Annotated in this window: 22 protein-coding genes; 9 read left to right on the top strand and 13 right to left on the bottom strand. The window is 58.9% G+C overall.

Going from position 1 to position 22,538, the window contains the following annotated elements; all coding sequences use genetic code 11:
- The first annotated feature begins 32 nt into the window (after nt 1-32).
- Nucleotides 33-410, top strand: a complete 378-nt coding sequence (locus tag RGU44_RS01190; RefSeq protein ID WP_322215270.1) for a hypothetical protein — start codon at nt 33-35, stop codon at nt 408-410.
- A gap of 140 nt (nt 411-550) precedes the next feature.
- On the opposite strand, the gene RGU44_RS01185 is transcribed toward RGU44_RS01190, so the two are convergent.
- Nucleotides 551-760, bottom strand: coding sequence for a cold shock domain-containing protein (locus tag RGU44_RS01185; protein ID WP_322215268.1), 210 nt, complete (start codon nt 758-760; stop codon nt 551-553).
- A 165-nt stretch (nt 761-925) separates the two neighbouring features.
- Here RGU44_RS01185 and plsB point away from each other — a divergent pair, with 165 nt between their 5' ends.
- The 3 genes from plsB to RGU44_RS01170 all read left to right on the top strand — a co-directional run bounded on the left by plsB (nt 926) and on the right by RGU44_RS01170 (nt 4,639).
- Nucleotides 926-3,418 carry a glycerol-3-phosphate 1-O-acyltransferase PlsB gene (plsB, locus tag RGU44_RS01180; protein ID WP_322215264.1) on the top strand — a complete coding sequence of 831 codons (2,493 nt, stop codon included), beginning with the start codon at nt 926-928 and terminating at the stop codon, nt 3,416-3,418.
- 62 nt (nt 3,419-3,480) lie between these two features.
- Nucleotides 3,481-3,879 carry a YbaY family lipoprotein gene (locus RGU44_RS01175; RefSeq protein ID WP_322178204.1) on the top strand — a complete coding sequence of 133 codons (399 nt, stop codon included), beginning with the start codon at nt 3,481-3,483 and terminating at the stop codon, nt 3,877-3,879.
- 70 nt (nt 3,880-3,949) lie between these two features.
- Nucleotides 3,950-4,639, top strand: coding sequence for a DUF4197 domain-containing protein (locus tag RGU44_RS01170; RefSeq protein WP_322178203.1), 690 nt, complete (start codon nt 3,950-3,952; stop codon nt 4,637-4,639).
- Here the strand turns inward: RGU44_RS01170 and RGU44_RS01165 are convergent, their stop codons facing one another.
- Both RGU44_RS01165 and RGU44_RS01160 read right to left on the bottom strand, forming a co-directional pair.
- Nucleotides 4,640-7,714 (bottom strand): efflux RND transporter permease subunit, encoded by a 3,075-nt coding sequence (locus tag RGU44_RS01165; protein WP_322178202.1) that lies wholly within the window; start codon nt 7,712-7,714, stop codon nt 4,640-4,642.
- Nucleotides 7,715-7,720: 6 nt separating this feature from the next.
- Nucleotides 7,721-8,821, bottom strand: coding sequence for an efflux RND transporter periplasmic adaptor subunit (locus RGU44_RS01160; protein ID WP_322215262.1), 1,101 nt, complete (start codon nt 8,819-8,821; stop codon nt 7,721-7,723).
- 92 nt (nt 8,822-8,913) lie between these two features.
- Between RGU44_RS01160 and RGU44_RS01155 the strand changes: the two genes are divergently transcribed.
- Nucleotides 8,914-9,564, top strand: a complete 651-nt coding sequence (locus RGU44_RS01155; protein ID WP_322178200.1) for a TetR/AcrR family transcriptional regulator — start codon at nt 8,914-8,916, stop codon at nt 9,562-9,564.
- Nucleotides 9,565-9,621: 57 nt separating this feature from the next.
- Here the strand turns inward: RGU44_RS01155 and RGU44_RS01150 are convergent, their stop codons facing one another.
- Nucleotides 9,622-10,404 carry a class I SAM-dependent methyltransferase gene (locus tag RGU44_RS01150; RefSeq protein ID WP_322178199.1) on the bottom strand — a complete coding sequence of 261 codons (783 nt, stop codon included), beginning with the start codon at nt 10,402-10,404 and terminating at the stop codon, nt 9,622-9,624.
- A gap of 98 nt (nt 10,405-10,502) precedes the next feature.
- Between RGU44_RS01150 and RGU44_RS01145 the strand changes: the two genes are divergently transcribed.
- A complete protein-coding gene (locus RGU44_RS01145) occupies nt 10,503-11,123 on the top strand; it encodes an energy transducer TonB (protein WP_322215259.1) in 621 nt (206 codons plus the stop codon).
- Nucleotides 11,124-11,138: 15 nt separating this feature from the next.
- Here RGU44_RS01145 and RGU44_RS01140 read toward each other — a convergent pair whose 3' ends face one another.
- The 6 genes from RGU44_RS01140 to ppc form a co-directional block, all read right to left on the bottom strand.
- Nucleotides 11,139-11,969, bottom strand: coding sequence for an isocitrate lyase/phosphoenolpyruvate mutase family protein (locus RGU44_RS01140; RefSeq protein WP_322178197.1), 831 nt, complete (start codon nt 11,967-11,969; stop codon nt 11,139-11,141).
- A gap of 47 nt (nt 11,970-12,016) precedes the next feature.
- Nucleotides 12,017-12,886 carry a DUF72 domain-containing protein gene (locus RGU44_RS01135; protein ID WP_322178196.1) on the bottom strand — a complete coding sequence of 290 codons (870 nt, stop codon included), beginning with the start codon at nt 12,884-12,886 and terminating at the stop codon, nt 12,017-12,019.
- Complete coding sequence (locus RGU44_RS01130) at nt 12,883-13,185, bottom strand: hypothetical protein (RefSeq protein WP_219061199.1); 303 nt, start codon at nt 13,183-13,185, stop codon at nt 12,883-12,885. The genes RGU44_RS01135 and RGU44_RS01130 overlap by 4 nt, the downstream gene beginning before the upstream one ends.
- A 151-nt stretch (nt 13,186-13,336) precedes the next feature.
- The gene (tsaB, locus tag RGU44_RS01125; protein WP_322215257.1) at nt 13,337-14,017 is read right to left on the bottom strand and encodes a tRNA (adenosine(37)-N6)-threonylcarbamoyltransferase complex dimerization subunit type 1 TsaB; all 681 of its coding nucleotides are present in this window, start codon (nt 14,015-14,017) and stop codon (nt 13,337-13,339) included.
- Nucleotides 14,018-14,103: 86 nt separating this feature from the next.
- Nucleotides 14,104-14,751, bottom strand: a complete 648-nt coding sequence (gene adk / locus RGU44_RS01120) for an adenylate kinase (RefSeq protein ID WP_322178194.1) — start codon at nt 14,749-14,751, stop codon at nt 14,104-14,106.
- A 285-nt stretch (nt 14,752-15,036) separates the two neighbouring features.
- Nucleotides 15,037-17,673, bottom strand: a complete 2,637-nt coding sequence (ppc, locus tag RGU44_RS01115) for a phosphoenolpyruvate carboxylase (RefSeq protein ID WP_322215255.1) — start codon at nt 17,671-17,673, stop codon at nt 15,037-15,039.
- 249 nt (nt 17,674-17,922) lie between these two features.
- On the opposite strand from ppc, the gene RGU44_RS01110 reads away from it, so the two are divergent.
- The 3 genes from RGU44_RS01110 (at nt 17,923) to RGU44_RS01100 (ending at nt 19,821) form a co-directional block, all read left to right on the top strand.
- Complete coding sequence (locus RGU44_RS01110; RefSeq protein WP_322178192.1) at nt 17,923-18,267, top strand: pilin assembly protein; 345 nt, start codon at nt 17,923-17,925, stop codon at nt 18,265-18,267.
- Between the two features lie 284 nt (nt 18,268-18,551).
- Nucleotides 18,552-18,965, top strand: coding sequence for a DUF4398 domain-containing protein (locus tag RGU44_RS01105; RefSeq protein WP_322215252.1), 414 nt, complete (start codon nt 18,552-18,554; stop codon nt 18,963-18,965).
- Nucleotides 18,966-19,035: 70 nt separating this feature from the next.
- The gene (locus RGU44_RS01100; RefSeq protein WP_322215249.1) at nt 19,036-19,821 is read left to right on the top strand and encodes an OmpA family protein; all 786 of its coding nucleotides are present in this window, start codon (nt 19,036-19,038) and stop codon (nt 19,819-19,821) included.
- A gap of 116 nt (nt 19,822-19,937) precedes the next feature.
- Here the strand turns inward: RGU44_RS01100 and RGU44_RS01095 are convergent, their stop codons facing one another.
- Genes RGU44_RS01095 through RGU44_RS01085 form a run of 3 tightly spaced genes read right to left on the bottom strand, consistent with a single transcriptional unit; the run spans nt 19,938 to nt 22,521 of the window.
- Nucleotides 19,938-20,267 carry a hypothetical protein gene (locus RGU44_RS01095; RefSeq protein WP_322178189.1) on the bottom strand — a complete coding sequence of 110 codons (330 nt, stop codon included), beginning with the start codon at nt 20,265-20,267 and terminating at the stop codon, nt 19,938-19,940.
- Nucleotides 20,264-21,199: an alpha/beta hydrolase gene (locus tag RGU44_RS01090; protein ID WP_322178188.1), complete on the bottom strand. Its 936-nt coding sequence runs from the start codon at nt 21,197-21,199 to the stop codon at nt 20,264-20,266. The genes RGU44_RS01095 and RGU44_RS01090 overlap by 4 nt, the downstream gene beginning before the upstream one ends.
- A gap of 44 nt (nt 21,200-21,243) precedes the next feature.
- Nucleotides 21,244-22,521 (bottom strand): flavohemoglobin expression-modulating QEGLA motif protein, encoded by a 1,278-nt coding sequence (locus RGU44_RS01085; protein ID WP_322178187.1) that lies wholly within the window; start codon nt 22,519-22,521, stop codon nt 21,244-21,246.
- Nucleotides 22,522-22,538 lie beyond the last annotated feature (17 nt).

Here is a 22,538-nt window from a genome sequence, read left to right as displayed (position 1 = left end):
CGAATGGATTTTCAATCAATTACGAGGCATCCATGCGCCAACCCGATATCGAGATTTACCTGAAAGACGCTGACGTCGACTACATGGCCATCGCTGCCTGGCTCAGCGCTGCGCTGGGCCCCTGCACCGCCTGGGTCAAGAAAGGTCAGACGTACAAATGCACAGCCGGTGACGTGACCGTGACCTGGTTGCCCAAGGCTGTCGGCAAATGGAACAGCTTGTTCCTGGAAAGCGACAAGACCCCATGGGACGACGACATCGCCTGCGCCCGCGCTGCCTTCACCGCACTGAACGTTGAAGTTCGCTGCGCACCGGGCACATGGATCGAGGAAGAGAGCGACGAAGCCGCCGACCGCTGGATTCGCATCAGTAGCGACGGCGAAGAAGAAATCGTCTGGCACACGAACTGAGCCTGACATCGCACAGTGCAGGAACTGGGGGGACGCCTGATTCTTGCCCGCGAAGGTCGCAACTCGGTGTGCCTGACAGACCGAGTTGCCTGGTTCGCAGACAAGTCAGCTCCTACAAGTCTGTGTGCAGACTGCTCACTTTATAGCCCCACGACATCCTCTGCCTGCCAGCCTTTCTGGCCTTCGACCAATCCGTATTCGACCTGCTGGCCCTCAGCCAGTGAACGATGCCCTTCCCCGCGGATGGCGCGGTAATGCACGAATACGTCCACGCCATCTCCGCGCTGGATGAAGCCATAACCCTTGGCATCGTTGAACCACTTCACACTGCCTGTTTCACGTGCTGACATTGGATCGTTACTCCTGTTTTTTATTATTTGACGGCCGAGTATAAGCCAGCATTAAAAACGGCGAAATCCACATAAACGGCGTCGTTTTTTGCCGATCTTCAGCAGATGCGGCACACTGTCGCCCCCGAGCAGCTGCTCGTTTCCCCCTTATTCAGCAGAAGCCGTATGACCCGCTCCCCGTTCCGCCGTCTTGTGTTTGGCACCCTGCGCCGACTGTTGTACCTCTGGGTTCGCTCGGAAACCATCAACCAGTCGTCCTTTACCCTCAACCTCGACCGCAGCCGCCCGGTGTTCTACGTCCTGCAATCACCCTCATTAAGCGACCTCGCGGTGGTCGATACCGAGTGCCGCAAAGCCGGGCTGCCGCGACCGATTCTGCCGGTAGCCGTGGGAAACCTGCTGGAGCCCGCGGCATTCTTCTACCTGACACCCGAGCCCGACTGGCTGGGCCGCCAGGACAAACGCGGCGCACCGCCCACCCTGGAGCGGCTGGTCAGTGCCATCAGCCAGAACGCCTCCGAAGATGCACAGATCATCCCGGTCAGTGTGTTCTGGGGTCAGTCGCCTGACAGTGAGTCGAGCCCCTGGAAGCTATTGTTCGCAGACAGCTGGGCGGTGACTGGGCGCTTGCGCCGGTTGGTCAGCATTCTGATTCTTGGCCGCAAGACCCGTGTGCAATTTTCCGCACCGATCCATCTGCGCGAACTGGTCCAAGAGAACAAGGGCCACGAACGCACCCTGCGAATGACCCAGCGCATTCTGCGGGTGCACTTTCGCAATCTGAAAACCGCCGTCATCGGCCCCGACCTGTCGCACCGCCGCAATCTGGTCAAGGGGCTGCTGGACGAGCCGCTGGTCAAGCAGGCCATCCTCGAAGAGGCCAAGCGCGAGAACATCCCCGAGAGCAAAGCCCAGGCAAATGCCCTGCGCTATGGCAACGAAATCGCTTCGGACTACACCTACTCGGCGATCCGCTTTCTCGAAGTGGTGCTGAGCTGGTTCTGGAACAAGATTTACGACGGCATCAAGGTCAGTCACATCGAAGGCGTGCAGGATGTCGCCCAGGGTCACGAAGTGATCTATGTCCCGTGCCACCGCAGCCATATCGATTATCTGCTGCTGTCCTACCTGCTGTTTCGAAATGGCCTGACACCGCCCCACGTCGCCGCGGGCATTAACCTGAACATGCCAGTGATCGGCGGCCTGCTGCGTCGCGGCGGCGCCTTTTTCATGCGCCGTACGTTCAAGGGCAACCCGCTGTACAGCGCCGTCTTCAATGAATACCTGCATACGCTGTTCACCAAGGGCTTCCCGGTCGAGTACTTCGTCGAAGGTGGCCGCTCGCGTACCGGGCGCATGCTGCAACCCAAAACCGGCATGCTGGCGATCACCTTGCGCAGCTTTTTGCGCAACTCACGGATGCCGATCGTTTTCGTTCCGGTGTACATCGGTTACGAGCGCGTGCTCGAAGGCCGCACCTACCTGGGCGAGCTGCGCGGTGCGGCTAAAAAGAAAGAGTCGATCTTCGATATTTTCAAAGTGATTGGCGCACTCAAGCAGCGCTTCGGCCAGGTGTCGGTCAACTTCGGCGAGCCAATCAAACTGGCTGAGTTCCTCGATCACGAACAACCGAATTGGCGCGAGCAAGCGCTGGGGCCGCAGTACCGCCCCGGCTGGCTGAACGAGACTACTCAGCGCCTCGGCGAGCGCGTGGCTCAAGGGCTGAACGAAGCGGCCGCGATCAACCCGGTCAATCTGGTGGCGCTGGCCTTGCTGTCCACCAATAAGCTGGCGCTGGACGATCAAGCCATGGCGCGGATTCTCGACCTGTACCTGACCCTGCTGCGTCGGGTGCCTTACTCGCCACACACCACGCTGCCCGAAGGTGACGGCAAGGCCTTGATCGAGTACGTAAAGGGCATGAACCTGTTGTCCGAGCAAAAGGATGCGTTAGGCAAAATCCTCTACTTGGATGAGCAGAACGCGGTCTTGATGACCTACTACCGCAACAACGTCTTGCACATCGTGGCCCTGCCCTCGCTGCTGGCGAGTTTCTTCCAGAGTTCGTCGCGGATGAGCCGTGAACAGATCCTGCGCTATGCCCGGGCACTGTACCCGTACCTGCAATCAGAGCTGTTCATTCGCTGGCCGCTGGAGGAGGTGGATGCGGTGATCGACCAGTGGCTCGAAGCCTTCGTCGAGCAAGGCCTGTTGCGCTTTGAAAATAACGTCTACCTGCGCCCGGCCCCGAGTTCGCGTCACTTCGTCCTGCTGACCCTGCTGTCACGGGTCATTGCCCAGACGCTGCAACGCTTCTATATGGCGATTTCATTGCTGCTCAACAGTGGCCAGAACAGTATCAGCGCCGAAGAACTGGAAGACTTGTGCACGGTCATGGCTCAGCGGCTGTCGATTTTGCATGGCCTCAACGCACCGGAGTTCTTCGACAAAAGCCTGTTCCGCCACTTCATCCAGACCTTGCTCGACCTCGGCGTCCTGCACAAAGACCCTGCGGGCAAGCTAAGCTACCACGAGCTTCTGGGCGAGTTGGCGGAAGGCGCGGCCAAGCGGGTTTTGCCCGCCGAGATCCGTTTGTCGATCCGCCAAGTGGCCCTGCATCGCAGCGAAGATGTAACAGAGGCTGACCCTGCCAGCTAAATCCTTTAAATTCCTGTCGATGGCGTGGGGCTTCTTCTGACGCCATCGATAAGGAGATTCCAATGAAAAACCTGGCACTTATCCTTCTGACCAGCCTGCTCGGCGCGTGCAGTATCTCGCAGCCATCCTCTCAAGCCAGCCTCGACGGGGAAGTTTTTTACCTGCAACGCATCGCCCTGCCGCCCACGGCGATCTTGAATGTCAGCCTACACGACGTGTCCAAGGCCGATGCTCCGGTGGTCGTGCTGGCCAGACAAAGTGGCCCGATCAAAGGCCAGGTGCCTTTGCCTTTCAGCCTGGAATACGATCCGAAACACGTACAGCAGGGCCACCGTTATTCGGTCAGCGCGCGCATTGAACTGGAGGGTAAACTCTTGTTTATCACTACCGCGCAGTATGTCGTACAGTTGGATGGCCAGGATCAGAAGCCGCTGCGCATTCGCCTGGATTCTGTTCAGTGATCCCTTGGCGCGGGCCTGTAAACCCGCGCCACCCTTTTATCAATCCGATCCCTTTGAAAAGGATGCTGCCATGCTCCGCCCTTCCGTCACCTTCGCTGGCCTGTGCGCAGGCCTGCTGCTGTCGACCAGCGTGTTTGCCCTGTCCCTGAGCGACCTGTCCCAGTCGGACGCCACTGGCGGTCTCAAGGATGCGTTGACCCAAGGCGCGCAGATTGCCGTCAAGCAGCTGGGCACGCCAGGCGGTTTCAGCAATAACAAGGATGTGCGCATTGAGTTGCCGGGCAGTCTCGGCAAGGTTGCGAAGAAGATGAAGCAGTTCGGCATGGGCGCGCAGGTCGATGAATTGGAGACCGCCATGAACCAGGCCGCCGAAGCCGCTGTACCGCAAGCCCAGGCGCTGCTGGTCGATGCCGTGAAGAAGATGAGCGTGGAGGATGCCAAGAGCATCCTCAGTGGCGGCAACGATTCAGCCACCCAATACCTGAGCAAGACCAGCCGCGAACAGATCCGCGTCAAATTCCTGCCCATCGTCAAACACGCCACCGATAAAGTGGGTGTCGCACAAAAATACAACGCGTTCGCCGCCCAGGCCGCCAGCCTGGGCGTCGTCGACACCAAAGACGCCAACATCGAAGGTTACGTGACCGAAAAGGCCCTCAATGGCCTGTTCGAAATGATCGGCAAACAAGAAGCCGCCCTCCGCCAAAACCCGGCAGGCGCCGCGACCAGTCTGGCGAAAAAGGTGTTTGGCGCGCTGTAATCAACGCGCCTGCAGCTCCACTTTCTTCACCCTGAACCACGCTGCATACAGCGCAGGCAGGAATAACAGGGTCAGTGCGGTCGCAACGATCAGACCGCCCATGATCGCCACGGCCATCGGGCCGAAAAACACGCTACGTGACAGCGGGATCATCGCCAGCACGGCCGCCAGTGCCGTGAGGACGATGGGCCGGAAACGCCGTACGGTGGCTTCGATGATCGCTTGCCATTGATCCAGCCCGGCGGCGATGTCCTGTTCGATCTGGTCCACCAGAATCACCGAGTTACGCATGATCATCCCCGACAAGGCGATGGTGCCGAGCATTGCGACGAAACCGAACGGCTGGTGAAAGACGATCAGAAACAAGGTCACGCCAATCAAACCCAGCGGTGCGGTGAGAAAGACCATGGCGGTGCGCGAGAAACTGCGCAATTGCAGCATCAGCAAGGTCAGGACCACCACGATAAACAACGGCACACCGGCCTTGACCGAGTTCTGTCCCCGCGCCGAGTCTTCGACCGTGCCCCCAACTTCCAGCAAATAGCCGTCTGGTAACTCGGCACGCACGCCGTCCAGTGTCGGCAGGATCTGCTGGACCAGGGTCGCAGGTTGTTCCTTGCCATAGATATCGGCGCGGATGGTCACGTTCGGCAGGCGATTGCGGTGCCAAATGATGCCCTCTTCGAAGCCGTACTCCAGGGTCGCGATCTGCGACAAGGCGACGCTGGTGCCGTTGCTGGTGGGGATCGCCAGGCTCGGCAGCGAGGCGAGATCCTTGCGCTCATGAGGGGTGCCCCGCAACAGAATCTCGATGAGCTCGTCCTCTTCGCGGTATTGGCTGACGCTGGAACCGGTCAACGAACTTTGCAGAAATCTCGACAGATCGGCAGTGCTCACCCCTAGCGCCCGCGCCCGATCCTGATCCACGTTGAGGTTCACAACCTTGCTCGGCTCCTCCCAGTCCAGATGGACGTTCGCCACGTGTGGATTCTCGCCAACCTTGACCGCGACTTTACGCGCCAGAGCGCGGACTTCCTCGATGTGTTCACCGGTCACGCGGAACTGCACCGGGTATCCCACCGGCGGCCCGTTCTCCAGGCGAGTCACCCGAGAGCGCAGGGTCGGAAATTGCTCGTTGAGGTTTTTGATCAGCCAGGTGCGCAGAACTTCCCGGTCTTCGATGGTTTTTGCCAGCACCACAAACTGCGCGAAACTGGCGGCGGGCAACTGTTGATCCAGCGGCAGGTAGAACCGTGGCGAACCAGTGCCGACGTAGGCCACGTAGTTATCAATGCCCGGATGATCCTTGAGCATCTGCTCCAGCCGGTTGACCTGCTCAGCCGTGTTGCTCAACGACGCGCCTTCGGCCAGCTTCAAATCGACCATCAGCTCCAGTCGCCCCGACGCCGGAAAAAACTGCTGCGGCACGAAACGGAACATCACCACCGAGAGCACGAACAGGCCAATGGTGAGTACCAGCACCGTTTTACGCCGCCGTACACACCAACCCACCATGCGCCGCACGCGTTGATAGAAGGGCGTACCGTAAGGGTCGGGTGCCCCCGCGCCATGTTTGGCAGCGTGGATCTTCGCCAGGTCCGGCAACAGCCGCTCGCCCAGATAGGGCACAAATACCACTGCTGCAACCCAGGACGCCAACAAGGCGATGGTCACCACCTGGAAGATCGAACGGGTGTATTCCCCGGTGCCTGATTGCGCCGTGGCAATCGGCAAGAAGCCCGCCGCCGTAATCAGCGTGCCGGTGAGCATCGGAAAAGCGGTGCTGGTCCAAGCGAAACTGGCAGCCTTGAGCCGGTCGTAACCCTGCTCCATCTTGATCGCCATCATCTCCACCGCGATGATCGCGTCGTCCACCAACAAGCCCAACGCCAGCACCAGCGCGCCGAGGGAAATCTTGTGCAAGCCAATCCCCAGGTAGTACATGCAGGCGAAGGTCATCGCCAGCACCAACGGAATCGCCAGGGCGACAACCATCCCGGTGCGCATGCCCAGGGAGAAAAAGCTCACCAGCAGCACGATGCCCAACGCCTCAGCCAGCACCTGCACAAACTCGCCGACCCCGGTTTTCACCGCTGCTGGCTGGTCCGACACTTTGCTCAGCTGCATGCCCGCAGGGAGGTTTTTCTGCACCCGGGCAAATTCGGTCTCAAGGGCACGCCCCAGTACCAGAATGTCGCCACCGTCTTTCATCGCCACGGCCAGGCCGATGGCGTCTTCACCCATATAACGCATGCGCGGCGCAGGCGGGTCGTTGAAGCCGCGAAAAACCTCTGCCACGTCGCTGATGCGGAACGTACGATCGCCCACTCGAATCGGGAAATTCTTGATCTCGTCCACCGACTGGAAGCGACCGGTTACCCGTAACTGAATGCGCTCACTGGGGGTCTCGAAAAAACCCGCTGCCGACACCGCGTTCTGCTCTTCAAGAACTTGCTGCACCGTCTGCAAGCGCAGCCCAAGGGTCGCCAGCTTCACGTTCGACAGCTCGATCCAGATTTTTTCGTCCTGCAACCCCAACAGTTCGATCTTGCCCACGTCTTTGACCCGCTGCAGCTGTATCTGCACGCGGTCGGCGTAGTCCTTGAGCACCGCGTAGTCAAAACCTTTGCCCGTCAGCGCATAGATATTGCCGAACGTAGTGCCGAACTCATCGTTGAAAAATGGCCCCTGTATGCCCTGTGGCAAGGTATGACGGATGTCGCTGATTTTTTTGCGGACCTGATACCAGAGATCGGGAATCTGCGCCGAGTGCATGGAGTCACGCGCCATGAACGTCACTTGGGACTCACCGGACCGTGAGAACGAGACAATGCGCTCGTACTCGCCGGTCTCCATCAGCTTCTTCTCAATGCGGTCGGTCACCTGCAGCGCAACTTCCTCGGCACTCGCGCCGGGCCAGTTGGTGCGGATGACCATCGCTTTGAAGGTAAATGGCGGATCTTCACTCTGACCAAGCTTGGTGTAGGAAACCGCGCCAACAATCGCCAGCAGTAACATCAGAAACAGGACAATCTGGCGGTTGCGCAGTGCCCACTCGGAAAGATTGAAACGCATCCGTGCCTACTCCTTCGCCGCCAGTTTCACTTCTCGATTACCGCGATCCACCGGCCGTACCTGCTCGCCCTCGTGCAGCACATGGACACCGGCTGCCACCACCCAATCCGTAGCTTTGAGGCCTTCGAGAACGGGCACGCTGTCCTGACCGTAGGCAGCGATTCGCACCGGAACGCGCTTGAGTGTGTTATCGGCATCGACCCGCCACACGTAGTTGACGCCGTTCTCGGCAGTCAGCGCTGACAACGGTACCGACAGGGCGACAGTGTGTTCGGTCTGGATAAATACGCGGGCGCTCTGTCCCAACTCGGCGGGCACTTTGCCCTCGGCAAAAGCGATGCGGGTGGCGAAGGTACGGGAACGCGGATCGGCAGAAGGCGACAACTCACGGATGCGGCCAGGAAAACGTTGACCGGGTTGCGTCCACAACTCGACAGTGACTGCCTGACCGGTTTTGAAACGCCCGAAATTTTGCTCTGGCAGACTGATCAGGACTTCGCGTTCGCCGTCGGCCGCCAGGGTAAACATGGTCTGCCCCGCCGCCACGACTTGCCCGACTTCGACCAGACGCCGAGCGATCACACCGTCTTGTGGCGCGCGCAGCACCGCGTAGCCGGCCTGATTATCAGCGACATTGAATTCGGCCTTGATCTGCTTGAGCCGAGCCTCACCGGCGCGAAACAGGTTCTCGGCATTGTCGAACTGAGACCGACTGACCAGTTGCCGATCCATCAACGTTTTGTAGCGATCACGCTCAGAGCGGACCAATTGCAAATTGGCTTCAGCGGCAGTCACCTGAGCGCGGGTCGCTTCCAGCTGCAGGCGCACATCCTGCGGGTCCAGCTCGGCCAGCGGCTGATTGGCCTTGACCCTCGCGCCCTCTTCTACCAGACGCCTGGTCACCTTGCCGGCGATACGAAACGCCAATTCCGGCTCGAACCGGGCGCGGACTTCACCGGGATAGCTGTCCATCGACTGCGATGAAGGCTGCGGCTGAACGACCATGGCCGGGCGCACGGTGGGCAGAACAGGTTCTTCATGACCACAGGCAGCCAGTAAAAACACCAGGCTGATCGGCAGGGTAAAGGACAAGGCATCGCGAAACATGGTGATGGACCTTTGGCAAAGGATGCTTTAATTATTGTACTGAAGCGTATAGTAAGAAATACCAAACTCACCAGTCCACTATTAAAACGACGATGCCTGACAATTCATTACTCCGTCCCCCATTAAGCGCTTCGGGCCCCGGCCGCCCAAAGGACTTGGCAAAGCGCCAAGCCATTCTTAACGCCGCGAAAAACCTGTTCGTGCGCAACGGTTACGCCAGTACCAGTATGGATGCCGTGGCCGCAGAAGCCGGGGTTTCCAAGCTGACGGTTTACAACCATTTCACCGATAAAGAGACGTTATTTTCCGCTGCGGTGGTGGCGCGCTGCGAGGAGCAACTGCCCGAGCTGTTTTTCGAAATACCCCATGGCATGCCTGTAGAGGCACTGCTGTTGAAGATTGGTCGGGGCTTTTACGCGTTGATCAACAGTCCTGACTCGTTGGCGCTGCATCGATTGATGGTCGCACCGGGCAGCCAGGACCCGAAGCTGTCGCAGATTTTTTTCGAGGCCGGCCCCCAGCGAATTCTGCTGGAGATGGAGCGCTTTCTGACCCAGATCGACAAAGCCGGGAGCCTGAGCATCGACAAACCAAACCTCGCTGCCGAGCACTTTCTGTGCCTGCTCAAGGGCGCATGCAATTTTCGCCTGCTGATCGGCTGCGGCGACCTGCCGGACGAGCACGACGCTGAAGCGCATGTTCAGGAAGTCGTGAGCTTGTTTATGCGGGCTTATCGGCCCTGACGATCATTTGTAGCCTTCAGCAGCTCCTGCGGACTACCGAAGGCAGCTAAGGCGATATCAGCCTTTTAGCGCCTTCTTCGGGTAGATGTCGTAGCGGCTGGACTTTCCATCCAGCGCATAACTCGGCTTTGGCCCGTCGATGCACGGCGCCTTGCGTGGGCGTTTGACCACGACCCGGTGAGTGGCGAGCGCCAGTGCAGCTTCCAGCAGCGCTGGCGCATCCATGTCATCGCCCACCAACGGCCGGAACAGGCGCATTTCCTTTTTCACCAACGCGGTTTTTTCCCGATGAGGAAACATCGGGTCAAGGTAGATCACTTGCGGTGGTTCGCCCTCCCAGGCGCGGATCAAGTCGATGGAGTTGCCGGTCAACAGACGCATCTGGGCGATGATCTGCCCCACTTCACGATCCCGCAGGCCACGGGCCAGGCCATCTTCAAGCAAGGCGGCGATGATCGGCTGACGCTCGATCAGGCTCACGTTGCACCCTAGGCTTGCCAGCACGAACGCGTCCTTGCCTAACCCCGCTGTCGCATCCAGCACTCGAGGGCGAACGCCGGGCTGGATGCCGACCGCTTTGGCGATCATTTGCCCACTGCCACCACCGAACAAGCGTCGATGAGCCACAGCCCCTTCGACAAAGTCCACTCGCACCGGGCCCGAAGAGTCGGCGCCTAGTTGCTGTAGCTGCAAACCATCGTCCGTCACTTGCAGGGCGAATTCTGCTTCGACGTCCTCTAACGGCAGGCCGAGACGTTGTGCCCAGTCCAGCGCCTGCGCGTGTCCGTTGCTTGTCAGGGTTTCAACCCGGATGCGGCTGCCCGTGTGTTGCTCACTCATGTGCCCATACGCTCAACTAATTTGTTAATGATCGGCAACATTGGCCGATAACAGGAGTATCCGGCATTTTGCCAGAGCCGGACGGTCAACTGAGCGCTATGTCTGATATTCAACCCTCACCGATAGGCTATTTGTCGCACGCAGGCGACTACAGCCTCCGCAATTCCCGAGCCTTGGGCGGCGTTACCCAGCTCTGGCAGGATGCGTTTGCCCGTGCGATGGCCGAGCAAATCGGCGATAACACCGAGGTTTCGACTGAGTTCAGCACCCTTGCAGCAAACGCCAGCGGCGAACCGCTGAGTGGCACTAACACCCTTGGGCAGATCGTCGATCAGCGCGACTGCGCGGTTGCCGACGTACAGCGTACCCCCCCAGAACATCTGCACCTGCCCATTGCCGAGTTTGAACTCGACCTGTTGGACAAGCCGGCCGAACCGTTCACTGTCGCAGACATGATCGCGCAGCAGCGGCAGCTGAATTTCGAAAGTGGCTGGGTCCGCCCACTGGTGCTCAACCCTCCTCAGGCGGATACACACCCTGGCCTCGGCCCCCAACCGCGTCCGTTGCACTTGCCCATCGCCGAACTCGAATGGGACCTGGCAGACAAGCCCGCCCTGCCCCTCGATCCAGAGACCATCACTGCTCAGCAACGTCATCTGGATTACGAGAACGGCTGGGCTCGGCCTATTATTCTGCAAAACCTGCGCATGGCTGCGTAACCACCGCGTCGAACACTACGCGCTGAACAGTGTATTCAATTGAGCGAACGGCAACGCCTGTTGGCCATAAGTGAAGGTGCCTTGCTGACTGATTTCTTGAGCCGCGCGATAAAAGCCGCCCAAGGCAGCCCTTGCCAAAGATGAGCCCACGCTGATCCGCTTGACCCCGCAAGCGCTCAAATCAGCAACCGAGAGCGTCACACCGCTCAGCCCCATTATTACGTTAACCGGCCTTGGCGCTACGGCGCGTACTACAGCGATGACTTCGTCGCGCGTACGCAGCCCCGGCGCGAATAGTACGTCCGCACCCGCCTCGGCGTAGGCTTCAATACGGCGTAAGGTATCCGCGAAGTTCAGACGGCCGTGCAGCAGGTTCTCGGCACGGGCGGTTAGCATGAAGGGGAAAGGTAAGCTGCGCGCTGCGGCAACGGCAGCTTTGACCCGTTCCACTGACAATTCGAAGGCGTAGATCGGGTTGTCGGCATGACCACTGGCATCTTCAATCGAGCCGCCAACGATACCTAATGCAGCGGCTTTCAGAATCGTATCAGCGCAGCCTTCGGGGCTGTCAGAGAAGCAGTTTTCCAAGTCCGCGGCCACTGGCAATGCCGTGGCGTTGACGATTGCGGCGACATTATCCATGGTCTCCTGCCGGCTGACCGCACCTTCTGCGTCGGCACGCCCCAGTGTGAATGCAAGACCCGCACTGGTCGTGGCTAACGCCTCGAAACCCAGCGAAGCGAGCAACTTGGCCGAGCCAGCATCCCAGGGATTGGGGATGACAAAAGCCCCCTCTCGTTCATGCAAGGACTTGAAACGTTGGGCGCGAAGTAACTGCGAATCCATTTGCACACTCCTTGGAGACTGACGGTTTATAGTCGAAACTGTCGACCTTACAGCAAGCCAAGTTGCTGCGCGACGGGCTCTCTTTGCAACGTCGCCAGTGGCGGTAATCCCGGCAGACGAGCCATCAATTGCTGGTGAAAACGCCGAGCAAGGTCTGGCGCCTGGAGGTTGTCGGGGGTGTGCAGGAACACATATGGCGTGCGCCCTTCTTCAATCCAGCCCGCTACTTTCTCCACCCACGGCACAAGAAACGGGTCGTTGGCCTGGAGCAATGGATGGCCGATAAAGCGCACCTGAGGGAATTGTGTCAGGGCAGCAGGGCGTGGAGGGACTTTGGGCTTTTTCGATTGCGCATGCAGCACGGCGGGATCGGTCGATACACAGCTGAATAGCGCACGGGGATCGAGGCAAATACGCTCCACACCCCGGTCCAGCAGTAATCGATTGAGCATCCGCTCTTCATCGCCCTTGGCAAAAAATGCCAAGTGACGGACCTCGACCGCGAGCGGTCGCTCAATAGCATCGATAAAGCTGACCAACTCAGCCAGACGCGCTGGCCCGAAGCTGGCGGGCAACTGCAGCCACAGGGGCGCGACCCTTTGGCCCAGCGGTGCGAGCAGCTGGATGAAGTCCTCAGCGGCATGCAGCTGTTGACGCAGGTCGCCGCCGTGGCTGATGTCGCGATGAAATTTGGCGGTGAAGCGAAAGGTTTCAGGCAGGCTTTGCGCCCAGCGTTGAACAATGACCGGCGAGGGCCGCGCATAAAACGTGGTATTGCCTTCAACGGCGTTGAACACCTGCGCGTACAGAGCCAGAAAATCGTTGGGCCGGGCACTTTCGGGGTACAGCGACTCACGCCAGGCGTTTTCACTCCAGGACGGGCAACCGAGGTAATACGGAAGTGGGTGAGAATTCAAACGTGAAGATCGAGGCCCAACACTTCCAGATCCCAATCGACAAAGCTGGCCGTGGTGAGATAACTGGCCAGCGCATAGGCGACGCGATTGCTGACGGAACGGGGGAATATCATGTCTTGCTGGCGAGCCGGGACGTTGCTCGTGGCTGAAGCTTGTGCGCGGGACGACTTGGCAGGCACTTTGGACGGAACTTCGATCTCGCTGTCCACTTCTTCGAAGGAACCCTCAACCGTCGCAGTGCCTTTGCGAGGCTTGCGCTTTATGGGGTAGGAGCGTGATGAGGGTCCGTCTATGCGCATTGATGCGTACTCGGCTTTTGATAATGGCAATCTAGCTGCACGGACGATACTTGGCAAATATCCGAACGATTACTAGACCACATATTGCTCAAAAGGTTCTAAAACGCCGATAAAGTGTCGCATTTGCATCAGTTACAGGTGACATAGGAACTCAGAGTGGTCGAGCTTTGGGTGTCGCCACTTTGTCACGCAGGTAAATCGGTTGCGCGTCATCGGCCACAATAGCTTCACCGCGCTGCCAGGCGAAGGTGGCCAGCGTCAGCAAATCCTGCGCATGGGGCAGCATTCCAGCATCCTGCCCTGCCTGCTTGACCGCGATCCGATCAGCGTAGCCCCAGCCAGTCCCTGCGCCAAACCAGTCGCCCGTCGAATCGACAGGTAAACCGGCGTGTTCCGGCGGCAACACTGCTTCGGCACCGACCAGACGCATTTCACCCGCTGTTTCACGGTAGCAGCCCCAATACACTTCATCCATGCGCGCATCGATGGCGGCAGCGACCTGTCGGGCACCGTGTTCACGGAAAGCGCGTTGCGCCAGTACCGCCAGGTTCGACACCGGTAACACTGGGCGCTCCAGGGCGAAAGCCAACCCCTGAACGACACCAATCGCGATCCGCACACCGGTAAACGCGCCGGGACCACGGCCGAAGGCAATGGCGTCGATGGCGGACAGGGCAATTCCCGCCTCGGCCAGCAGATCCTTGATCATCGGCAACAGGCGCTGGGCGTGCAGGCGCGGAATCACCTCGTAGTGACTCCACACCTTGCCATCGTGCAGCAAGGCGACAGAGCAGGCTTCAGTGGCGGTATCCAGGGCCAGCAAGGTGGTCATCGGTGTTTCCGTCATGATCAAAAAAGTGCAACAGTATAAACAACTACGGCCCGCAAGCGGGCCGTAGTTCATTCCCAAAAGCGCTATCAGCTCAAAGCAGCCAGCACCTTGGCGGTAATGCCTTCAACTGAACCAACGCCCTCGATATGGCTGCACTTGGGCTTGCCATTCGCAGCGCTGAGCTTCTGGTAGAAGGCCACCAGCGGTTTGGTTTGAGCGTGGTAGACCTCCAGACGATGACGCACGGTCGCTTCGACGTCGTCCTTGCGCTGAATCAGAGGTTCGCCGGTAACGTCGTCCATGCCTTCAACCTTTGGCGGGTTGTAGATCAGGTGATAAACGCGCCCGGAGCCTTCGTGAACACGACGACCGGAAATACGCTTGACGATTTCTTCGTCATCGACTGCGATTTCGACCACGTTGTCGATCTCCACGCCAGCTTCTACCAAGGCTTCTGCCTGGGGAATGGTGCGTGGAAAGCCATCAAACAGGACGCCATTGACGCAGTCAGGCTGAGCAATACGGTCCTTGATCAGGCCGATGATCAGGTCATCGGAGACCAGACCGCCGCTGTCCATGACGCTCTTGGCTTTCAAGCCTAATTCGGTACCGGCCTTGACTGCCGCGCGCAGCATGTCGCCAGTGGAAATTTGCGGGATACCAAATTTTTCGGTGATGAATTGTGCCTGAGTACCTTTACCGGCCCCGGGAGCTCCCAGCAGAATCACGCGCATCGATGTGCTCCTCAATTTTTATATGGATATTGTCAGACTCGCCTCATGGGGCCAATCTCAAAAAAGGGATTCAGCCGAAGATTGGCTAAAGGCTGATCAAGATACACAGCAGACTATCCCCACACAAGCTACCAAAAGTCGCAGCAACTCGTGGCGTACCGGCACACAAAAGTACCCCCGCCAAAAGTTGCGACGGGGTGCAACCTTATAAGGATGCGTCGCCAAAGGTCACTATCTTGCCACTTTATGACAGGCGCCGCCCACCCCGGGTAGCGCCCGACACCCTCAACCTGTGTTGCGCAATCCGGCAGCGATGCCCGCCACAGACACCAGTAACGCCTGTTCCAAAGGACTGTCCAAAGTCGCCTCTCGCTTGCGCGAACGGGCCAGAAGCTCGGCCTGAAGCAAATGCAGCGGGTCCAGATACGTGTTGCGCAGACTAATGAACTCCAGCGTTTCAGGGCTATGTGCAAGTAGGCGAGATTGGCCCGTGAGTCCCAGGACCGTGGTGCACGCCTGCGACAATAGGTCGCGCAAGTGCGCGCCTAAATGTTGCAGACGGGGCTCCACCAACCGTTCGTCATACATTCGGGCAATATCGCTGTCGGCTTTGGCCAGGACCATCTCCAACATATCGATTCGGGTACGAAAAAAAGGCCACTGCTCACGCATCTGAGCCAACAGGTCGCTCTCGCCACGCTCCAGCGCCTTACTCAGCGCCGCTTCCCAGCCGAGCCAGGCGGGCAGCATCAGGCGGGTCTGGGTCCAGGCGAAGATCCATGGGATCGCACGCAGACTCTCCACCCCACCTTCGCGGCGCTTGGCCGGGCGACTGCCCAACGGTAAGCGGCCTAATTCCTGCTCAGGGGTTGCCTGGCGGAAATACTCAACGAACTCAGGGTTCTCGCGCACCACCGCGCGGTATGCGCTGACGCCGTCAGCCGACAAGTGATCCATCATCTGCCGCCACGCAGGCTCTGGCATGGGCGGTGGCTGCAAGGTCGCTTCGAGCACCGCCGCCAGGTACAGGTTGAGGTTTTGCTCGGCAATGTCCGGCAAGCCGAACTTGAAGCGAATCATCTCGCCCTGCTCAGTGGTGCGGAAACGCCCGGCCACCGACCCCGGCGGTTGCGACAGAATCGCCGCATGCGCAGGACCCCCCCCACGCCCGACGGTACCGCCGCGACCATGGAACAAGAGCAATTCGACCTGTTGCTCGCGGCAGATCTCCACCAGGTTTTCCTGCGCCCGGTATTGCGCCCAGGCAGCCGCCGTAGTGCCGGCATCCTTGGCCGAGTCGGAATACCCGATCATCACTTCCTGCGGGCCATGCAGGCGCGAGCGATAGCCCGGCAGGCTGAGCAGGTGCTGGATCGCCGGACCCGCGTTATCCAGGTCGGCCAGGGTTTCGAACAACGGCGCCACACGCATCGGCCGTTGCAGCCCGGCCTCTTTGAGCAGCAGTTGGACCGCCAACACATCGGAGGCCGAGCCCGCCATCGAGATCACGTAGGAGCCCAATGAGGCTGCCGGTGCCGCCGCCACTTCCCGGCACGTGGCTAGGACCTCGGCGGTATCGGCAGCCGGTTTGAAGTGACTCGGCAACAGCGGCCGCCGGTTGTTCAGTTCGCGCAGGAGGAAGGCGATGCGGGTTTCTTCATCCCATTCCTCGTAACGACCGAGGCCCAGATAGTCGGTGATTTCAGTCATTGCCGCGCTGTGGCGACTGGCGTCCTGGCGCACATCCAGACGCACCAGAAACAGACCGAACGTGACGGCGCGCCGCAGGCAGTCCAGTAATGGACCGTCGGCAATCACGCCCATGCCGCACGCGTGCAGCGACTGAAAACACAGTTGCAGCGGCTCTAGCAGATCACGGTTGTTCTGCAGAATGTTATCGGGCGCCGGCTGCGTGACGGCCAGGGAAGATTGCGCCCAGTTACGGGTCGCTCGCAGGCGATCACGCAGTTGCTTGAGCACGGTTCGGTAGGGTTCGGCGCTATCACCCGCCGCCGCGCGTAACTCGGCGCTGGCCTGCTGCATAGAGAGTTCAGAGGCCAGTTGTTCGATGTCACGCAGGTAAAGGTCCGCAGCCATCCAGCGCGCCAGCAGCAAGACTTCGCGGGTGACCGCTGCGGTGACATTCGGGTTGCCGTCGCGATCACCGCCCATCCACGAGGCAAAACGGATCGGTGCGGCCTCCAGCGGCAAGTGCAGCCCGGTCGCGGCATGCAAAGCACGATCTGCCTTGCGCAAGTAATGGGGGATGGCATGCCACAGCGAGCGCTCAATCACCGCAAAGCCCCACTTCGCCTCATCGATGGGGGTCGGGCGTGTGCGGCGAATTTCTTCGGTGTACCAGCCTTCGGCGATCAATCGCTGCAAGCGCACTGTGATTTGTTCGCGCTCAGCGGCATTCAGGTCGCGATGATCAAGCGCCGCCAGCTGCTCGGCGATGGCGTCGTACTTTTGAATCAGCGTCCGTCGTGCGACTTCGGTCGGGTGAGCGGTCAACACCAGCTCGATTTCCAGCTTGCCCAACTGTCGAGCCAAGGCCTCGGGGCTATGCCCGGCTTTTTTCAGACGCTCAAGCAATTCAGGCAGTACGCGGGATTCAAAGGGCTGAGGCTGGGAATCATCGCGCCTGTGGATAAGTTGATATTGCTCGGCAATATTGGCCAGGTTCAAAAACTGGTTGAACGCCCTTGCCACCGGCAAAAGTTCATCCTCACTCAGCTCGTCCAGGCTTGAACTCAGCTGCTCGGTGCCCGCCGCCGAATCACGGCGCCCGGCTTTGGCCGCCTTGCGGATACGCTCGATCTTGTCGAGAAATTCAGCCCCGTGTTGCTCACGAATGGTGTTGCCCAACAGCTCACCCAACAGGTGAACATCCTCACGCAAACGTACATCGATATCAGCCATAAGCCCTTCTCTCCAGCGTTTCTGGACCGGTACTGCTCAGTCGTGACAGAAATCAGACTGAACAAGCGCGCAAAAATCTGATCTAGCAAGAGTGCACAGAGCAGCAAGCTCTGACAAGCGCGCAACCGTATGCTGTTGTTCTGTGGCTAACATTCTACGCAGATGGAGCTAATCTCAAGAATGAGCCACACAACGGCTTACTGCCCCGATTGCACCCGCCACAAGTGGGTTAATAACCCTGAGGTCCATATGAAAATCCGTGAACTCGCACAACACTGGGAACAGAATGCAAAGGGACGCCTGACCAATACCGGCTATGCGATTCATTTGGACGTCGAATCAGCCGCTCGCCTGGCTGCTATTTCCGAGATGTACCCCAAACGCCTTCCCGAAGAGTTGCTCGGCGAACTGATTGGTGCTGCACTCGAAGAGCTCGAAACCAGCTTCCCCTACGTGAAAGGCAACCATGTCGTGGCCACCGATGAAGAGGGTGATCCACTCTACGAAGACATTGGTCCTACCCCGCGCTTTCTCGCGCTGTCGCGACGTTATCTGCATGATCTGACCGAACAGGCCGACACGCAAAACCACTGATCGAAACATAGCTCCCATCCCTTCCTGACCCTCACATACCGGCTGCCTTTTGCGGCCGGCGTGCCTGCGCGCGCCCCCATGAGTCTCACGCTAGAGCCTCCGCAGAATGGATCCAAAAACATCATCCATTTAAAAACCTGACTGAACTATTCAAAAAACGAATAGGTCACAGCCAATAGCCATCACAGGAAAAGCCCTGGTAGCAGTTGGCATGGACACTGTTATTGCACACGCGTCAGGCACATGACTGTCATGGAAAATCAAGCGTTCTCAGGAGTTACCCAATGGAGTTGAACACCATGAAGATCAGCACTGCCTACACCTCGTTTAGCAACCTGCGCGGGTTGAAACTTGCTGCGCTGGCCCTCGGCAGCAGCTTGGTACTGGCCGGTTGTGCTGGCAATCCACCGACCGAGCAGTACGCCGTGACTCAATCGGCCGTGAACAGCGCCGTAAGTGCTGGCGGACCCGAGTTTGCCGCCGTGGAAATGAAATCGGCGCAGGACAAGCTCAAGCAAGCAGAAATGGCCATGCACGACAAAAAATACGACGAAGCCAAACGTTTGGCCGAACAGGCTGAATGGGACGCCCGCGTAGCTGAACGCAAGGCTCAAGCGGCTAAAGCCGAGAGAGCGGTCAAGGATGCCCATCAAGGCGTTGATGAATTACGTGAGGAAGGCATGCGTACCTCGCAATAAGCGCGGCCTCGCCCACTCCCTCGTGCATTCGTAATCACGTGCTTCGCAATTGATTTAAAGGACGAAAAAAATGACGCATAAACAACTGATGATCCCTGCCCTTCTGGCGCTCAGCGTTGGCCTGGCAGCCTGCTCTTCACAGCCAAACGTGAATCTTGAGCAAGCACGGACCAACTTCTCGGCCCTGCAAGCCAACCCGCAAGCCAGCAAAGTGGCTGCGCTGGAAACCAAGGACGCCAGCGATTGGCTGGATAAGGCTGACAAGGCCTACCAGAGCAAAGAAGACCAGAAGAGGGTCGATCAACTGGCTTACCTGACCAATCAGCGGGTCGAAGTCGCCAAGCAAACCATTAACCTGCGCACCGCCGAAGGCGATCTGAAAAACGCTGCCGGACAACGTGCCCAAGCGCGTCTGGATGCGCGCGATGCCCAGATCAAGCAACTGCAAGCCAGCCTGAACGCGAAGCAAACCGAGCGCGGGACCGTGGTGACATTCGGCGATGTGCTGTTCGACTTCAACAAGGCTGATTTGAAATCCAGCGGTCTGGTCGACATCAACAAGCTTGCCCAATTCCTTCAGGAAAATCCGGACCGCAAAGTGATTGTCGAAGGCTACACCGACAGCAGCGGTTCGGCGGCGTATAACCAGTCTTTGTCCGAGCGCCGTGCCAATTCGGTAAGAATGGCTCTGGTGAAAATGGGTGTCAGCCCTGAGCGCATCGTGGCCCAGGGTTATGGCAAGGAATACCCGGTTGCCGATAACACCAGCAACTCGGGTCGCGCACAGAACCGGCGTGTGGAAGTCACCATTTCCAACGATAACCAGCCTGTAGCTCCGCGTTCTTCGATGCATTAATCGACTGACGTAACCTAAAAAGCCCTGCCTGCGTTCATTCCGCAGGCGGGGCTTTTTAGTGCCTTACCCGATTCAGCGGTAAAGCTCGATCTGTACGTGTCGGTCGGGCGACGGCGTTACGGCTGCAACTGCTGCGGTGTTTCTTCGCCAGCGCAGCGCACAGCTTGTTTCTTACTGTTGATCAGCACGCCGCTGAGGCCTTTCTGCTCGGTGTTGAACAGCACCAGAACGCCGTCAATGCACTGCGCCACTTCGGCAGCAGGCTCCAGAGCAATTTTGTAATCCTCCCCGGGGATGGTCTTGAGCATGGTGAACTCGCTGAGCAACAGCGCGTCCTCAGGCTTGGCGAAATGCAGGTAGCCGTAGTACCAGAGGACACCGACAGTGCCCAGAATGGTGCAGATACCGGTGATGACCATGGGAATTGCGTTACGTTCTTCGCTCATTGCGGACTCTCTGAATGTTCAATTTCTGAATTCTGTTGTGCACGCAGCGCACCCGAGTGGCTGGGGTAATTCGGAACTTCGGCTAAACGCCGCAGGCCATTGAAGTGCTGCGGATCCTCCAGGTAGCGCACCATCACCTGACGCCACGTAGGGTCAGAGAATGTCTGCACATGCCCGCCACGCGTCAACTGCAGGACTCGTGGAGGGGGCGCAGCTTGATACAGACTGATGCCGTTGGAAAGGGGCACCATCGAATCATCCAGGCTCTGGAAAATCAGCAGCGGCGTTCCGCTCAGCAGTGGCAGGCCCCTGATCGCGCTGTCCGCGTCAGGAATCAGCCACGACAGCGGTGTTTGCAACGGCCAGGTCAACCATGAGGTGCTGAGGGTATACCGGGCAACATCGCGGTAGCTGGCCGGTGTTCCGTCAAGTATCAGCGCCTTGACCCGAGCGCGCTGTTGCGGATGTTCAGCCAGATAGTGCACCGCTATCGCACCACCGAGACTTTGCCCGAGCACCACCAGAGGCTTGCCTTGCACCTCGGGCGCGCGGTTCAACCAGGAAAACGCGGCGTCGACATCCTGATAGATCCCCTGCAGGCTCGGCTCGCCTTGCGACATGCCGTAACCGCGGTAGTCCAGCAGCAGCACCTGATAGCCCTCCTCCGGCAGCCACCAACTGCCACCCAGGTGCCAAGCCAGATTGCCGCCATTGCCATGCAAGTGCAGCACCGTGCCCTTGACCGGAACCCCGGCCTTGGCCGGCAGCCACCAGCCATGCAACCGGGTACCGTCAGCCGCCGTCAGGGTCACGTCGCGATAGGCCAGGTGGGCTCTATCAGGAGTAAACGGCTGGCCCGGCTCAGGGTAGAACAGTAAGGAACTGCAGCCGGTGAGGGTCAGGAGCAATGTGAGGATGCCCAATAACTTCACGCTTCAATTCCCTTTTGATGTGGTTGACTTGCTCGCCATGAGGCCTACAGGATGTTCGAGTAGTCAGCCTCAATCCGGTCCAGGCTCAAATGGTTGAGGAAGTTGGAGAAGCACATCCATGCGGACAAGGCGTTCATGTCCCGGAACTGTTCAGGCAGGTATTTCGGCGGCGTCACCAACCCTTCATCGACCAACTGGCGCAAGGCGCGCATGTCTTCCAGGGTGGTTTTGCCACAGAATAACAACGGTATCTGCTCAAGCTTGCCTTTGCGCACGGCCAACTGAATGTAGTTGTAAACCATGATGAAGCCCTTGAGGTAGGACAAGTCTTTCGTAAATGGCAGACCATCGGGCACCGAACCACGGAATACGCGACTAGCGTTGCCGTAGCTTTCGGACATGCCAAAGCCTTGCTCACGATAGAACTCGAAAACCTGCAAGAAATCAGCGCCCTCCTCGGCCATGTGGATGGCGCGAGTGCGGTTAGTCAGCTTACGCAAGCGGCTTGGGTATGAGGCGAAAGCAATCACTTCCATCAGAATCGCCAGGCCTTCCTGGGTCACCGTGGACGACGGCGGCCCCTTGGACAGGAACGTGCAGATCGGCTGATTCTGGCCATTGAGGGTCGTGCCGACATGCACCAGCCCTTCGTGCACTTCCAGCGCCCGCACGTCTCGCTCGTTAAACATCGCATCGGAGCGGATCTTGATGTAATCGGCACCGGCCGCCGCGTCGGCGACGATGCCATCGGATTCGAACACACGAATGGTCTCCTCCGCTTCACCAAACACCTTGTTCAAACGGGTTTGCAGCATACTCACCGCATCTTTGGCGGTGAGCGTTTTCGGCTCGTCCTTAAGGTCCCCGCGCCCGGCGATATTATTCAGGTAATCGGAGAGCATCAGGCCCAGATCCGCGAGCGTCGGGTCGCCCGCATGGAAGGCATCCGACGCAGCGCCATAAAGCTCTTGGGAAATCAGGCCGAAATCCGCTGTGCCACGCGCTTCAAGCATACGGATGACCATCCGGTACTCCTTGCACATGCGCCGCATGATCTGCCCGACCGGGTTGAACTGACCCAACTGGCGGGTGATGTCACGCTCGATGTTCTGGAATTCCAGCTTCACCGCGTTGGAGTCGAACGCCAGTGGCCGGTTGTCATAATAAGCGCGATCCACGGCGGGCATTTTCTTGCCCTTGGCCTCGAGAAAACCTTTGCGAATACTGTCGTCCCACTTCACCGCGTCAAGGACACGAATCGGTGTCTGAGCCACGACAATGCGGTCTGACAAGGCACGAATAATCTGCTGGTAATCGTCCACCCTGAACTCCTTGTTTG

Source organism: Pseudomonas sp. 5C2, assembly GCF_034314155.1.
Classification (GTDB): Bacteria; Pseudomonadota; Gammaproteobacteria; order Pseudomonadales; family Pseudomonadaceae; genus Aquipseudomonas.
The sequence above is the reverse complement of the archived record's forward strand: the minus strand, read 5'-3'. Positions and strand labels throughout refer to the sequence as shown.

What these genes read in the sequence shown, in the direction of transcription:
- RGU44_RS01190 (WP_322215270.1), top strand. Translation starts at nt 33, where the DNA reads ATGCGCCAACCCGATATCGAGATTTACCTGAAAGACGCTGACGTCGAC.
- RGU44_RS01185 (WP_322215268.1), bottom strand. Translation starts at nt 760, where the DNA reads ATGTCAGCACGTGAAACAGGCAGTGTGAAGTGGTTCAACGATGCCAAG.
- plsB (WP_322215264.1), top strand. Translation starts at nt 926, where the DNA reads ATGACCCGCTCCCCGTTCCGCCGTCTTGTGTTTGGCACCCTGCGCCGA.
- RGU44_RS01175 (WP_322178204.1), top strand. Translation starts at nt 3,481, where the DNA reads ATGAAAAACCTGGCACTTATCCTTCTGACCAGCCTGCTCGGCGCGTGC.
- RGU44_RS01170 (WP_322178203.1), top strand. Translation starts at nt 3,950, where the DNA reads ATGCTCCGCCCTTCCGTCACCTTCGCTGGCCTGTGCGCAGGCCTGCTG.
- RGU44_RS01165 (WP_322178202.1), bottom strand. Translation starts at nt 7,714, where the DNA reads ATGCGTTTCAATCTTTCCGAGTGGGCACTGCGCAACCGCCAGATTGTC.
- RGU44_RS01160 (WP_322215262.1), bottom strand. Translation starts at nt 8,821, where the DNA reads ATGTTTCGCGATGCCTTGTCCTTTACCCTGCCGATCAGCCTGGTGTTT.
- RGU44_RS01155 (WP_322178200.1), top strand. Translation starts at nt 8,914, where the DNA reads ATGCCTGACAATTCATTACTCCGTCCCCCATTAAGCGCTTCGGGCCCC.
- RGU44_RS01150 (WP_322178199.1), bottom strand. Translation starts at nt 10,404, where the DNA reads ATGAGTGAGCAACACACGGGCAGCCGCATCCGGGTTGAAACCCTGACA.
- RGU44_RS01145 (WP_322215259.1), top strand. Translation starts at nt 10,503, where the DNA reads ATGTCTGATATTCAACCCTCACCGATAGGCTATTTGTCGCACGCAGGC.
- RGU44_RS01140 (WP_322178197.1), bottom strand. Translation starts at nt 11,969, where the DNA reads ATGGATTCGCAGTTACTTCGCGCCCAACGTTTCAAGTCCTTGCATGAA.
- RGU44_RS01130 (WP_219061199.1), bottom strand. Translation starts at nt 13,185, where the DNA reads ATGCGCATAGACGGACCCTCATCACGCTCCTACCCCATAAAGCGCAAG.
- tsaB (WP_322215257.1), bottom strand. Translation starts at nt 14,017, where the DNA reads ATGACCACCTTGCTGGCCCTGGATACCGCCACTGAAGCCTGCTCTGTC.
- adk (WP_322178194.1), bottom strand. Translation starts at nt 14,751, where the DNA reads ATGCGCGTGATTCTGCTGGGAGCTCCCGGGGCCGGTAAAGGTACTCAG.
- ppc (WP_322215255.1), bottom strand. Translation starts at nt 17,673, where the DNA reads ATGGCTGATATCGATGTACGTTTGCGTGAGGATGTTCACCTGTTGGGT.
- RGU44_RS01110 (WP_322178192.1), top strand. Translation starts at nt 17,923, where the DNA reads ATGAAAATCCGTGAACTCGCACAACACTGGGAACAGAATGCAAAGGGA.
- RGU44_RS01105 (WP_322215252.1), top strand. Translation starts at nt 18,552, where the DNA reads ATGGAGTTGAACACCATGAAGATCAGCACTGCCTACACCTCGTTTAGC.
- RGU44_RS01100 (WP_322215249.1), top strand. Translation starts at nt 19,036, where the DNA reads ATGACGCATAAACAACTGATGATCCCTGCCCTTCTGGCGCTCAGCGTT.
- RGU44_RS01095 (WP_322178189.1), bottom strand. Translation starts at nt 20,267, where the DNA reads ATGAGCGAAGAACGTAACGCAATTCCCATGGTCATCACCGGTATCTGC.